The 14,121-nt window shown below is 46.6% G+C and carries 11 protein-coding genes; 5 read left to right on the forward strand and 6 right to left on the reverse strand.

Features of this window, described 5'->3' with window-relative positions; translation table 11 throughout:
• The first annotated feature begins 98 nt into the window (after nucleotides 1–98).
• Both ACUZ8J_RS06550 and ACUZ8J_RS06555 read left to right on the forward strand, forming a co-directional pair.
• Nucleotides 99–1,760, forward strand: a complete 1,662-nt coding sequence (locus ACUZ8J_RS06550) for an FAD-dependent oxidoreductase (RefSeq protein WP_446693388.1) — start codon at nucleotides 99–101, stop codon at nucleotides 1,758–1,760.
• Nucleotides 1,761–1,825: 65 nt separating this feature from the next.
• Entirely contained in the window at nucleotides 1,826–2,167 is a 342-nt protein-coding gene (locus ACUZ8J_RS06555; RefSeq protein WP_109285411.1) for a cytochrome c3 family protein, read from the forward strand.
• A 101-nt stretch (nucleotides 2,168–2,268) separates the two neighbouring features.
• On the opposite strand, the gene ACUZ8J_RS06560 is transcribed toward ACUZ8J_RS06555, so the two are convergent.
• From ACUZ8J_RS06560 to ACUZ8J_RS06580, 5 genes are all read right to left on the reverse strand, one after another.
• Nucleotides 2,269–2,697 (reverse strand): DUF3192 domain-containing protein, encoded by a 429-nt coding sequence (locus ACUZ8J_RS06560; RefSeq protein ID WP_089067348.1) that lies wholly within the window; start codon nucleotides 2,695–2,697, stop codon nucleotides 2,269–2,271.
• Nucleotides 2,698–2,807: 110 nt separating this feature from the next.
• Nucleotides 2,808–3,590 (reverse strand): flap endonuclease Xni, encoded by a 783-nt coding sequence (xni, locus tag ACUZ8J_RS06565; protein ID WP_446693389.1) that lies wholly within the window; start codon nucleotides 3,588–3,590, stop codon nucleotides 2,808–2,810.
• Nucleotides 3,591–3,604: 14 nt separating this feature from the next.
• Nucleotides 3,605–4,960, reverse strand: coding sequence for a nucleotide 5'-monophosphate nucleosidase PpnN (ppnN, locus tag ACUZ8J_RS06570; RefSeq protein ID WP_374916573.1), 1,356 nt, complete (start codon nucleotides 4,958–4,960; stop codon nucleotides 3,605–3,607).
• A gap of 56 nt (nucleotides 4,961–5,016) precedes the next feature.
• Complete coding sequence (locus ACUZ8J_RS06575) at nucleotides 5,017–6,573, reverse strand: GGDEF domain-containing protein (protein ID WP_086902319.1); 1,557 nt, start codon at nucleotides 6,571–6,573, stop codon at nucleotides 5,017–5,019.
• Nucleotides 6,574–6,722: 149 nt separating this feature from the next.
• Nucleotides 6,723–8,885: a tetratricopeptide repeat protein gene (locus ACUZ8J_RS06580; protein ID WP_446693390.1), complete on the reverse strand. Its 2,163-nt coding sequence runs from the start codon at nucleotides 8,883–8,885 to the stop codon at nucleotides 6,723–6,725.
• Between the two features lie 140 nt (nucleotides 8,886–9,025).
• On the opposite strand from ACUZ8J_RS06580, the gene ACUZ8J_RS06585 reads away from it, so the two are divergent.
• A complete protein-coding gene (locus ACUZ8J_RS06585) occupies nucleotides 9,026–10,837 on the forward strand; it encodes a M61 family metallopeptidase (RefSeq protein WP_446693391.1) in 1,812 nt (603 codons plus the stop codon).
• Between the two features lie 221 nt (nucleotides 10,838–11,058).
• On the opposite strand, the gene rdgC is transcribed toward ACUZ8J_RS06585, so the two are convergent.
• Entirely contained in the window at nucleotides 11,059–11,973 is a 915-nt protein-coding gene (gene rdgC / locus ACUZ8J_RS06590) for a recombination-associated protein RdgC (protein ID WP_011623462.1), read from the reverse strand.
• Between the two features lie 292 nt (nucleotides 11,974–12,265).
• Between rdgC and ACUZ8J_RS06595 the strand changes: the two genes are divergently transcribed.
• Nucleotides 12,266–13,210 carry a porin gene (locus ACUZ8J_RS06595; RefSeq protein ID WP_164717875.1) on the forward strand — a complete coding sequence of 315 codons (945 nt, stop codon included), beginning with the start codon at nucleotides 12,266–12,268 and terminating at the stop codon, nucleotides 13,208–13,210.
• A 185-nt stretch (nucleotides 13,211–13,395) separates the two neighbouring features.
• Entirely contained in the window at nucleotides 13,396–14,085 is a 690-nt protein-coding gene (gene phoB, locus ACUZ8J_RS06600) for a phosphate regulon transcriptional regulator PhoB (protein ID WP_011623460.1), read from the forward strand.
• Nucleotides 14,086–14,121: the final 36 nt, after the last annotated feature.

The following is a 14,121-nucleotide window of genomic DNA, read 5'->3' on the forward strand; positions in this document are numbered from 1 at the left end:
GGCTAACAAGCCGTTCGTCAGCTTTGACGTTAGAGCAAATCTTATGTCGTTGTAGATGGTGCAGAGCACCAAACGATATAGTCAACGGAGTAATGAAAATGAGTAAAGAATCGAGAGAAATTGACCAATACACTGCGAATGTTCTGCAAAATGGTCTATCGCGTCGAAGTTTTTTAACCCGAGCGGCGATCGGGACTGGGGGCTTAGCCTTTGCTGGATTAACGGGTTCTGCTAGCGCATCTCCTGTTTCTACACAAGCGCAGGAATACGCCCAAATTGGCCATGCGACGTTGGAATTTATGCCAAAGCCAAGAGCCATTCCCGACAGTGAAATTGCATCGACCCAAACCTTCGATGTGGTTGTGGTCGGCGCGGGGGCATCGGGTGTTCCTGCTGCGCTTTCGGCGGCGGAAAATGGTGCTAAAGTCGCGGTATTGCAAAAACAGGCAATTCCCGTGGCTCAAGGTAACACTGGCTCTGGTCTAGATTTGAAGAAAAGCGATAAGGCGGGAATTGAAGCCTTGGTAAACCGCTTAATGGCCGACAACGCTCATCGTAGTCATCCAGCACTTCTCAGAAGCTGGGCCTATAACTCAGGCGAGGCGGTATCTTGGGTTATTGACCGGGCAAAACAAGGCGGTGCATCTGTTGTTGACCAAGGCACTAAGCCACAACACGGTATTAAAGGCATTACCGAATATCCATTGGAATTTGTGACGTCTTATTTTGGCCCTAAACCCTATACCGCCGGTGATGGCATGCGTGCACTGGCTAAAACTGCCGAAAAAGCTGGGGTGAAGTTCTTCTTTAACACACCCGCTAACCAACTCATCCAAGATGAGAGCGGTAAAGTGATTGGTGTCATCGCCCAAAATCGTGATGGTATATACCATAAGTTTATGGCTAAAAAGGGCGTGATTTTGGCCGCGGGTGACTACCAAAATAACAAAGCCATGTGTGACTTCTTCATTCCTGATCTGAAAAACTTCGAACGTAAGCAAATGGACCGCACGGGTGATGGTTTTGCGATGGCGTATTGGGCTGGTGGCGTCATTGAGCCTGCGGGGCACACTAAAATGCTCCACGACTTTGATGCGGGTCCCGCGGCTATGTGTGACATGCCATTCCTCGTGGTAAACCGTAAAGGGGAGCGTTTCGTCAACGAAGCCGTTGAAATGTCACTGATGAATAACTACCTACGCAGCGAAGCTGACCAAGGTTGTTACTCCCAGGTTTTTGATTCTGACTATATGGAGCAAGCTAAAAACTGGCCTGGTAAAGCCTACACACCTGAAGAATTGAAGAACTATATGCCGGAAGATCCTTCAGAGAAGAAAGGCGTATTCCCATCACAAATCAATACCTTTGTGGCTAACACGCTAGAAGAGCTCGCTGTGAAACTAGGTTGCGACCCTAAAACCTTTGTGAAAAATGTTAACCGTTACAACGAGCTATGCAAATCAGGTCGTGATGAGGACTTTGGTAAAGCGCCAAGCAAAATGGCTCCGGTGTTAAAGGCCCCATTCTATGGTATTCACCGCCGCATGCGTTTATCCGCGATCACCTCTGGTGTATTAGTTAACGAAAACCATCAAGCACTCGATGCCGATGGTAAGCCAATCGGTGGCTTGTTCATTGTCGGTAACATGGGGGGCGGTTTTTACGGTGGTGTTGACTATCCATTAACGGTATTTGGTCTATCCCTTGGTCGCTGTTACACCTTCGGTTATTTAACCGGTAAGTATGTCGCCAAGCTTTAGGCCATAACGTCATCAATTGTGGTGCCTTTATCGGCATCTTTCAAAATGAATAACGGAATCACACCATGAAGAACTTAACTATTATTCTCTCACTGGCATTAAGCCTGTTTGTAGGCAGTACTTTTGCCGCCGATCAACTACTTGATCAAACCCACATGGCCAAAGGCTTAAAATGTACTAGCTGCCACCAAGGGGAAACTCGCGAAGCTGTGCCTATGTTGAAGTGTGTGCAATGCCACAACACTGCGAAATTGGCGGTTAAAACGGAGAATTTTAAACCCACGAATCCTCATAACAACCGTCACTTCAGTACCGAAACTGACTGTGCTAAGTGTCACCATGTACACCAAAAGTCTGAAAATTATTGCCAAGGTTGCCATTTGAAGTTTGACTTTGTCACCCCATAATCAAACTATAAGCAACCATTAGTGACTGAAAAACCACCTTCCCTGCAGAGGTGGTTTTTTATATCTAGTATGGATGAGTGATGAGATGTGCCAGAACCAAATCAATTTTTACTTGAGCTTTCAGCTTCTTTGGCGGTGCGGTTAACGATATCGGTGCCAGCTTCGAGATACTGTTTATAGGTATCATCACCCCAGGCCACGAGTTTATCGTCTTTAAAAATCAGTGGAGTGCATTCTTCTTTGGTGGTCACGCCATCGGATTTTTCATGGTGAGTACGGTAAAAGAGCACTTGTAGCTGGCCATCCTTAAGGGATTTGGCTTCCGTAAAATCGGCTTTGCCAAATAGGGTTTTGACGGCGGAAATATCCTGCCCTAGGGTTAACTCGTTTAATTTCTGGCTGTTATAAACTTGCCTGTCTTCCCAATCCATTTCATCCGGGGTGGGCTCATATACCAGCACCACAACAGCGACGAAGGCGACATACGCGGCAAATATACTACCAATAATGACCGAAGTTTTTGATTTCATTGAATCTAATTCCTTTGCATATCCAATGTACTATCTGGCAAGTCAATAAAATACGCCTTTGGTGGCCTAAGGTAAACGGCTTTATTGCAACTTAGTGTTAACAATAGGCGCTAATCGACCTGCGGCGCATTGGTGGGGCCGTTGACCCTAAAATCCTTAAGGTTGATGTTTAAGGGTAAATCGATTTGTAATTGGGCTAATTTATAGCTGAGGCGAGCCATGTCTCGGCCTTCGGCGAGTTTCTTGGCTTGTTTAGCGCCAAGATTAGGTAGAGAAGAAAACAGCGCCGCTAGGGTTCTGAAGGTTCGCAGCAATTCTGCCGCCGATTTGGGGCCTATGCCTGCGATGCCGGGGATTTTATTGCCGCTATCACCAGCCAGTGCCATTAAATCAAGAAATTGGCTGCGATCGACCCCCAATTTTTGCTCAAGCTCAGCGATGTTGAGGTACTGCTGATTAAAATGATCCCATTGGCTGATACGCGGATGATTGAGTTGGCTAAAGCCTTTATCGGTTGACACGATAACGGCTTCACCTTGGGCTTTAGCGGTTTTCATCGCAAGGGTGGCGATAACATCATCGGCCTCGGCTGCGGCATAAATCGATTGGATTGGTAAGCTTTTTAGGTGTTCCTGCAGTGCCGGTAAGCCCGCAGCCAGAGGCTCGGGCATAGGTTTACGGCCCTTTTTATAATCGGGGTAAAGCTGTTTACGCCAGGAGATCTCATCACCATCCCAGACGATGGCGACATGGGTCGGGTGGTGAATGCGCAGCAGTTTAGTGCAGGCGACACTCACACGCTCCGTTAAACTGTCCATATCGTTCTCATCTGGGATCGCCGCATAAATCCGGCGAACTAAGTTGAGACCATCGATAATTAAAAACTTATTCATTGGCGGTTATTGTTTTATTTCACTATTTGATAGCAGGGAACATAAGCGCTACCCGGCAGTTTCATCCTATGTTGGGCGACAAAGGCGCCCAGCAAATTGTCCATCAGCTCCATTAAATGTGGATCCCCTTTAATGTGGAAGGGGCCTAGTTGTTCAATCTGCTTGATGGTGTCTGATTTTACATTACCCGCCACGATACCCGAAAACGCTTTACGCAAATTGGCGGCCAGCTCGGCTTTATTGGCTTGATAATGTAAATTCAAGTTGGCCATCACCTCGTGGCTAGGGATAAATGGCAATTGGAACTCCGGTTCTATCTTTAGTCCCCATTGATATTGATAGGCATCGCCGGTGGCGCGGCGATGGGTTTTCACTTGCTCCATGCCTTGCTTCATCACCCGCGCGACTTCGGCGGGATTATCTATGATGATTTGATATTTTTGCTGCGCCTGAGGCCCCAAGGTGGCGGCGATAAACTCATCAATTTTAATAAAATAATCCGCGCTCTCACTGGGTCCTGTGAGCACCAGTGGGAAGGGGGTTTCCTGATTTTCTTTATTGAGCAAAATGCCCAAAATATACAGTAACTCTTCGGCGGTACCCGCACCGCCGGGGAAAATAATAATGCCGTGGCCTAGACGCACAAAGGCTTCGAGGCGTTTTTCGATATCGGGTAAAATCACCAGCTCGTTAACAATTTGGTTAGGCGGCTCGGCGGCAATAATACTGGGCTCAGTGAGACCAATATAACGGGCATTCTTAATCCGCTGTTTCGCATGACCAATTGCCGCGCCCTTCATCGGGCCTTCCATCGCGCCAGGGCCACAGCCAGTGCAAATATCGAGTTCTCTTAGGCCAAGCTGATAGCCCACCTCGCGGGTGTATTGATATTCGACGGCATTAATACTGTGGCCACCCCAACAGACGACCACATTGGGGTCTTTCATCGGTGCGATGGCGCGGGCGTTACGCAAAATATCGAACACTACGTTAGTAATGTGGCTCGCGTTGGTGAGATTGATATGTTTAAGGGTGTCGTACTTGTCGCTGATATAAAGGATATCCCGCAGCACCGAAAACAAGTGTTCTTGGATCCCCGTGATAATTTGGCCGTCGACAAAGGCTTGCTCGGGGGGATTGATAAGCTCTAGTTTAACCCCACGTTCACGTTGCAACACATTGATATCGAAGCTTTGGTATTGCTCGAAAAGCGCTTTAGAGTTGTCGGTCTTGAGGCCTGCGGCGAGGACGGCGAGTGAGCAGTTACGATACAGTTGATATAGGGCGCTCTTGGCACTATTTTTGAGGCGATCAACTTCGAGTTGTGAAAGCTGATCCATGCTGCCCTTAGGGCTGACTTTTACTATCATTTATCACTCCTTCGTCTCGACAGGAGTGATAAGAGGCGACGTATAGGCGGACTTTGTTATACGTCAATCACAACCCTGTCTCTGCTTTCATGTTTTGCTTTGTAGAGTGCTGCATCGGCGCGCTCGAAGGTTTCATGTATGAGCTCGTTCCCCATAACCTGCGCAGCCCCTATAGATACTGTAACTGTAATTCGCTGATTTTTAAATTTAAATGGAATATTTTTTACTTTCTCACGGACTCTGTTTAAAAGTTGAGCAATATCACCACCGTCAATATCGGGCAGGATGAGCACAAACTCTTCACCGCCGTAGCGGGCGACAAACTCGGTATCCCGTAGGGAGTTCTTTAATGCCATGGCGATGACCTGCAGGGTTTTATCGCCCGTGCTGTGGCCAAAGCTGTCATTGATACTCTTAAAGTGGTCGATATCGGCTACCGCAATCCACAGTGGGCTTTTATGGCGCTGATAATTGCGATACTCAAGTTCCATGCGCTCTTCGAGGGCGGCACGGTTAGGGAGCTGGGTTAAGCTGTCCAATAGATTGAGTTTTTGTTGCTCGAAGAGTCGCTCTTTATAGGTGTTAGCCTCGTTGCTCAGCTCGTTAAGCTCTTTGCGCATGGTTTCCATCGACTTGCGCAGCAAGGCTTGTTCACGCTGCTCTAAGGCTTCTTTGCGGGCGAGCGCGGAGCGAATCGAGCTAAGCTGCTCGGTCAACTGGGCTTTAAGATCGACAATATCGTCGGTGTCGATAATGGCTTCACCCACATTATCGACGCGCGAATTGATTTCACGGTTGAGCTGGGTTTTTAGCTGAAAACTGCGCTGGTTGTGATTATAGGATTCACTCACCACTTCACGTACCGCGGCTAAAGCATCGTTTAGGGCGTACAAAAACTCTTGTGAGGCCGATTTTTCGCGGGCGATGTTATCGAGCAGCAGAGATAAAATGGTTTGATAGGCTTCGAGCAAGGTATCGATTTCGACTTCCGATGCCAGCAGCTCTTTAATCACCAGCACTTGGTCACGTTGATCTTTACGAAACTCGATTTCCGAAATCATCTGCGCCAGTTCGTGGGCGAGTTGCCTGTGCTTAGGCAAGACATCGAGCTTTTCAGTTTCGTTGAACTGCTGCTGCAGGATGGTATCGTAGAAGCCAATGATTTGTTTAACTTTAGGAATATATTCCCACACAGTGTGGAACGGTTTTGAGAGATCTTGCTTGAAGTAGTTAACTTCTTTTTTGAGTTTTTCTGGCGCCGAGTTAACCCGTTGGATTTGGCGAATGACTTGAGCAAGTCCTGTGCGGCTCTCTTCCAGTTGCACCATCACATGGTTGTACTGACCCTTTAAGAGGCGTTCAACATCAACCAACTCCGGCAATGCTTCATCGACTCGCTCAAAGGTATTTAGATTGTGGCGAAGTTTGGCAAGTTTATTATCCAGTTCTAAATTCTGCCCTTTGCAGGCAAGACTTAAATGGCCAATAAATTGGAGTAGTGTTTGTAACTTAGCATTCCTGTCTTCGTTTACTTCATCGAGGGCCAATTTTGCCGAGTGAAGTTTTTGCTGAAGCAATGCCAGCTGTGTCACTGTCGCGTTGGAATCCTTCATCCGGAGTATTTTCCTAACTCTGTAGGGCTAACAAGCATGACGTCCTCTGTCCAGATTAGCGGTAAACTCATATGCTTCTAATGTTATAACAATGGCGGTAGAGTGCAAATTGCTTTCCCCATGCCACGATGATTAATTGTCGATATTGATCAAATATTTTCTAATAAATGTCGATCTTGGTTATTTTCCCAGCAGGGCCAAATGATGTCGTCTTTGGTTGCGCTGGTGTCGACCCTTATCAGGCCGCGTTCAATCCCTTTTTCGAGGTGCAAAAATAGCGGATCGGCAAAGAGTGTCGGTGGCACAAAATCTAAGGCTCTAAGGCTCACATAATGGCTAGTGTCATTCGGTAAACTGCGCGCGCCTGCAAGTGCCATTTGCAGGGTTTCAAACAGTAATTTAGGGGCTATTTTGATTTCCGCTTTGGTCAATAGCGGTAAGCTAATCCAGCCTAAATTAAAATGATAGCCCATGCCTTTGGTATCCAGTTGTGCCCGCAGTGTTTGTAACACCCGCTGCGGTTCTTCTGCCTCGGTAAATCTTACGGCAAATAAGCCCTGACGGATCACATACACGGGCATCGACAATCCATTAGTGATATGGCCAGTTAATTGGCGTGTAATGGCATTGGCAAAATATTGGCCGTGATTCAGATCGGTACTGACATGCTCGCGAAATTCAATTAAGGCGAGGGCGGTTGTGGGCGCATTCGCTGTGCTTTGGGCGAGATCCTTTAATAGCGCGGCATATCCCTGATGGTGAGTAAAAGGCTCTTCGAGGCTTAACTGCTGCAGCATGGCGTTTTGGCGTTTGTGCTTAAGGCGCTGATTGAGCAGTATGATGATCCCCACTAAGAGTACAGTCGCAATCAGGCCACTAAAGGCCAGCAACTTGTTAGTATTTTTAGTGGTTTCAACCGCATCATTCAGTTTGCCTTGCAACATGCTGAGTTCGAGCTTGAGTTGCTGCTCGGCCAGCACTGAGGCGGAAACCGATGGATCTTTGGCTGTGCTTTCAAGTGCTTCGCTCAATTCGATAATGCGCTTTTGTGTGCTAATCACTTTAGCTTGGTCGTTGAGCTTTTCCGCAGACAGGGCGATTTGTGTCAGCGCCGATTTTTGCTCATCCTGCAGTTTTAAATCACTGGCGAGAGCCAAAGCATTCTCGGCGTGGCTCATCATCAGCGGCCAATCTTCCTTCGATTGGGCTATCTCACCGATAAGCAGTTCGTTATAGACTAAATAGTGATGGCTTTGTTTTTCTTGAAATATCTGATTCGCCATCAATAAGTATTTGAGAGCGTTTACCTCATCATGTAGGTGTGAATAGGCTTGGCCTAGATTATGAAAATTTAGCCCTTGCGCGATGTAGTTACCGCGTTTGGCGTCGAGCTGCTGGGCATTTAGGTAGTAATCGATGGCGCGGTTCCAATCACCTTGTTCGCCATACACCATGGCGATGACCGTCATACAGCTTGATAAATAAGTGTCGTTGCCCAGTTTTTTGAAACCTGCTGCAGCCTCATGGGCATTCTTTAAGGCTTCATCCCATTGTTTTAAATCCCGATACACCTTCGCCAGTTGCAGCTGCAGGTGGGTTTTCATCGAAGGATAATTGGAGCGATTAGACAGGCGAATCGCTTCGCTATAGTGTTGCAATGATTTAGTGAGTTGTTGATTTTTATTGTAATAATGTCCAAGTTTCGATTCGGCCGCCGCGATGAGGTAGTCGTTTCTAAGCTTGTAGGCGATATCGCGGTAGGTATGAAAATGCATTAACGCGGGCACATCTTGGCGGATGACGAGGTGCAATCCGCCTAAATGTTCATGAATGGTGTGCTTTAGCAGCATGGATTCCACATCATAACTGTCGTTAATCCGTGTTAGCGCCTCATTATAAAATGCGATGGCCTCTTGGTATTTTTGTTCGGTACGGCCGATATAACGCCCCTTGAGCATAGCGACTGTGGCTTGTTCGAAGGGACTCTGCGCTATGCTTGCCAGTAATTCAATCAGGCTATTGGCGTCTTGAAAGCCAACCTTGGATTTTACATTTGGCTCGAGATTTAACCGCGCAAGCAGTTGCAGAATATGCTCGAATTCATCACTACTGTAACCCTGCTCTTGGGCGGCACGTTCAAATTGTTCACGATTCTTAAAGGCAATAGGAAAAGAGATGGACTGGTTAAGTCTGTCGTACATCTTCTGCGGCGTTTCACGCAATTCTATTTCTTCGGCCTCAAGATCGGTAGCCTTTGTTTGAAAAGAAATAGACATCAACAAGGTCACGAAAATAACAATGAGTTTATGCATGTGTAGGTGGCCCTATATTCCCTAAGTCAAGGAACTTATTTTGTTAGCTTTTGTTAGCGCCTAATGAGGATGCTACATCGACTTGTTATACTTGGAAAAAATATAAGAAGCATAATAACAGAAGACGGAAGGAAGTCAGAGTGAAACCCAGTAGATTATCTATTTTGGTATTAAGTGTATTAGGGTCGGCTAACGTATTTGCCGATGTGGATTACAAAATTGATTTAAGCCAACCAGAACATCACCTTGCGAAGGTGAGTGTGACCTTCCCCGAGGCTAAAGCGGGTGAGTTGAATGTCAATCTTCCCGTGTGGCGTACGGGCAAATATCAAGTGTTACCTTTATCTGACGGTGTGCGTTTATTTAGCGCCACCGACGCACGAGGCAACGCGCTGCCATGGAAGCGCACCGCCAGTGGTGAATGGCAAATTGCCCTCGATAAACCCACAAGTGTGACAGTGAATTATCAGCTCTATGCCAATGAATTAGGTCAACGTGTGCGTCATATCGATGCTACCCACGCCTATTTAGATGCCAGTGGCGTATTTATGTATAGCCCGCAATTTCGAGCCGATGCTGTCGCAGTACAGTTAACGGTTCCCGAGAACTGGCAAAGTTATTCGGGTATGTCGTCAGGCAACGCGGCGCATTCCTTTGTGGCGCCTAATTATGATGTGTTGATTGATTCGCCCATCGAAACTGGCGTGAGCACCCACAAAACCTTCAGTGCCAATGGTAAAGACTATGAGTTAGTACTGTGGGGCGAAGGCAACTACGATGCCGACAAGGTGGTGAAAGATTTAACCGCGCTGAGTGGTCAAGCCAAGTCGATTTGGGATGGTTATCCCTTTGATCGTTATGTGTATATGGTACATGCCACTAGCGGCGCGAGTGGCGCAACCGAACATTTGAACTCGACGGTCATCCAACTGCCTCGGTTTAGTTTTCGCGAGCGTAAGGACTACCTACGCTTTATCAGCACAGCCTCCCATGAGTTTATCCATACCTGGAACGTTAAAGCCTATCGTCCAGCGGGTTTGGTCCCTTACGATTATCAGCATGAAAACATGACCGAACTTTTGTGGATTGCCGAGGGCTCGACCAGTTATTTCCAAGGTCAGTTACTGCTGCGTGCAGGAGTGATGACGCCTAAGGAGTTTTTAGAAGATCTCGCTAAACGCATTGAGAAGAGTGAGCTGACTCCCGGACGCGAAATTCAATCTGTGGCCGAGGCCAGTTTAGGAGAGTGGAGCAGCACGGGTGGTGATTATGCTATTAACCACAGTGTGAATATTTACTCTGAAGGTTATCTAGCCTCACTGGCGCTGGATTTCTCCCTGCTGACTGACTCGAATCTTGCCCACTCATATCGCGATGTTCATCGTAAACTCTATCAGGATTACCGCGTGCCTAAGGGTTACACTGTGGCCGATGTGCAGCAAATACTGAAGGACTTATCGGGTAAGGATTATGGCCCCTGGTGGCAGAGCCATGTGAATAGTCCGCTGAGTCTTGAGTTTTCAAGCCTGTTGTCTCAGGCGGGTTTAGTGATGTCCTATGGTAAAGACTCCAAAGCTGAGCCTTTTACGGGCATGACTTTAAGCAGCGAACATGGCTCTTTAGTGCTTTCTCAAGTCTTGCGTAATGGCCCCGCTTGGCAGGCCGGTATCGTGGCAGGGGATGAGATCCTCGCGATTAATGGCTTAAAGGTCACGGCACAAGGTTTTGATAAACGCATCAAAGACTTTAAAGTGGGTGATAAGGTCGAAATCACCTTATTTAACAACGACAAAATCAAGCAAGTGGCGTTAACCTTAGGTGAGAAACAAAGCGGTAAGCTAGTGCTAAAAGGCGATGCAAAGGCGACTAAGCAGCAAAAAGCCTTCTTCAAAGCCTGGCTTGGCATTGATTGGCCGTTCGATAATAAGGGTGAGCTGCTGATAAAAAGCTAGTTGGTTTGCGATTTGAGTGAGTGGCGGCAATTAAGGTTGGCTTACTTGAATCGCTCCCTCGAATCGCTGCCAATGTATTACTTCAGTCATCGAGACTAAAAAGGCGCCGCAGTGAACTAAGTTCAACTGCGGCGCCTTTATACATTATTTCGTTTGATTTAGCTTAAGCTCGGTTGGCGCTTTCGCTAAATATGGCGGTGTTTTATCAGCTTGCTTAAGCGTTAAGCTTGAGTCTCTTCAAGGCCACCTAATGCCGAAACCAGTGCGTGCATCAGCGCCACTAACTCACTGCCCATTAAGGCAAAGTCGGCATCGAGACGCGCCATTGGATCTTCATTCCCAAGCTCATCATTACCCGCTCTAAATTCTTCGGAGAATTTTAAGCGTTTTACGCTGGCATCGGATTGCAGCAGTAGCGCGATTGATTGGCCAAAGTGCAGGGCGAGCTTATGCACTTCTTTACCGGTTTCAAGGTGAGCAAGTACTTCATCTTCTTTAAGATCTTGCTGCTTAAAGCGTACTATACCGCCTTCATCGGCGGCCGATTTCAACTCGGCTTCATCTTGCATTTCAAAGGGTAATGGTGCGCTGCCATCCTTTAACCATTGAGTGAGGTTCGATTCAACAGGCGCTTTAAAGCTTAATGGGATCACAGGCAAGCTGCCTAAGGCCTTACGTAATAAGGCTAATAATTCTTCGGCCTTAGTGGCGCTAGAGCTATCAACGAGGATCATTTCCAGCTCAGGTAAAATCAGCGCGCGAGTTTGGCTGCGACGTGAAAAAGCGCGTGGCAATAGGCTAGTGATGATTTCATCTTTCAGCGCATCTTTTTCTTTTTTGGCGAGCTTACGATTTTCTTCGTCTTCAATTAGCGCCACTTTTTCTTCTAATGATTCTTTAATCACTTGGCCTGGCAGAATTTTTTCTTCTTTAGTGACACAGATAAGGTGACGATTGTTGGCGCTGTGCACTAAGGTGCTGCCCTGTTTACCTAAGGCATTAGAAAAACCAAATTTGCTGACGTCTTGGCTGCCGCACGGGGAAAATGTGAAATCGGCGAGTGCGGTTTCAAGTGCTTCTGTCTCGATGGAAAAAGGTTTATTGAAACGGTAAAGAGTAAGATTTTTAAACCACATAAGATGCGCTCATTGGAAAAATAAAGTCGCAGTTTACGGCATAGTTGCAGCGGGGTAAACCTACCTTAAATCGTTAAATTTTGCCCCGGTTGCAGAATTCATCAAAATGTAACATTGAAAAAAATCAGGCTGTAACCCTTGGTATGACTCGGTTTTATCTTTGAGGGGGAGTGCGGTTTCGTGGTGACTGACCCAAGTTGTCACAATTGAAATAAAACTGAAACAGATTCATTGCAAACTTTCGGTCGTTCCAAACCAATAACCAAGACGAACATAACGTCGAAAGGATTAAATGATGAACGTTTTTTGTAAAACTCTACTTGCTTCTGCGCTAGCTTCTGCAACTCTGGCTTCTGCTTATGCCGCTGAGCCACTGACTGTTTATGGTAAGTTGAACGTTACCGCTCAATCAAATGATGAGAAAGGTGATTCTACAACAACTATTCAAAGTAATGCTTCTCGTTTTGGTGTGAAGGGTGATTTCGAACTGTCTAGCTCGCTGGAAGCGTTCTATACAGTTGAGTACGAAGTTGATACTGGCGCTGCAACAAGCGACAACTTCAAAGCCCGTAACCAATTCGTTGGTTTAAAAGGTGCATTTGGTTCTTTCTCTGTTGGTCGTAACGACACTCTGTTAAAGATCTCTCAAGGTAACGTTGACCAGTTCAACGATTTATCAGGTGACTTAAAGAGCCTGTTCAAAGGTGAAAACCGTTTAGGCCAAACTGCAACTTACCTGTCACCTTCAATCGGTGGTTTCGTATTCGGTGCAACTTATGCCGCTGAAGGCGATGCTGACCAGCAAGCTCAAGACGGTTTCAGCTTAGCCGCTATGTACGGTGACGCTAAACTGAAAAAATCACCTTTCTACGCTGCTATCGCTTACGATTCTGACGTAAAAGGTTATGAAATCCTGCGTGCATCGGTACAAGGTAAAATCGCTGATTTAACCTTAGGTGGTATGTACCAACAACAGGAACAAACCTACAAAAACGCTTTACCTGTTAACACTGACAGCGTGAACGGTTACCTGTTAAGCGCAGCTTATGATATCAATGCTGTGACATTAAAAGCCCAATACCAAGACATGGAAGACTTAGGTGATTCATGGTCAGTGGGTGCGGACTACAGCTTAGGTAAGCCAACGAAAGTGTTTGCTTTCTATACTAACCGCTCTATGGAAGCGTCTAACGACGATGACAAATACATCGGTGTTGGCTTAGAACACAAGTTCTAATCTCAGTATTAAGGTTGAATTAAGGAGGCTTAGGCCTCCTTTTTTATTGCGATAAACAAACAGTTATATAAACTTAATATGACAATTATCGCGACTATATCGCTTAAGTAGCACGCTAATTCATAAATCTGTAATAAAAATGACTAATAATAGCCGTGTTGACATTCACTGACAGAAAATCACTTATGACTGCAAGGATATTGATAGTAGAAGACGAGTTAGCCATCCGTGAGATGCTGACTTTTGTAATGGAACAGCATGGGTTTACAACCTCTGCGGCGGAAGATTTTGATTCGGCCATTGCGCTGCTAAAGGAGCCTTACCCCGATCTGATTTTGTTGGATTGGATGTTTCCTGGTGGAAGTGGTATTCAATTGGCCAAACGCCTCAAGCAGGATGAGTTTACCCGTCAGATCCCCATTATTATGTTAACCGCTCGCGGTGAAGAGGAAGATAAGGTTAAGGGCCTCGAAGTGGGCGCCGATGACTATATCACTAAACCTTTCTCACCCAAGGAGTTGGTTGCGCGTATCAAGGCTGTGTTGCGCCGTAGCGCACCGACCCGCCTCGAAGAAACCATCGATGTACAAGGATTGTTACTCGACCCCGTGAGCCACAGGGTGAGTGTTGGCGATACCGTACTCGATATGGGGCCAACAGAATTCCGTTTATTACACTTCTTTATGACACACCCTGAACGTGTTTACAGCCGCGAACAGCTGCTCGATAACGTCTGGGGAACCAATGTGTATGTAGAAGACAGAACCGTCGATGTGCACATCCGTCGCCTGCGTAAAGCGGTCGAAGAGTCGGGTCATGACCGCCTCATTCAAACGGTTCGTGGGGCTGGTTATCGTTTCTCTACACGCATTTAGTGCCAAATAAGAGATAGGCACAGGTTAGCTTTTAAG

It is taken from the genome of Shewanella sp. Koi 1 (genome assembly GCF_052907445.1).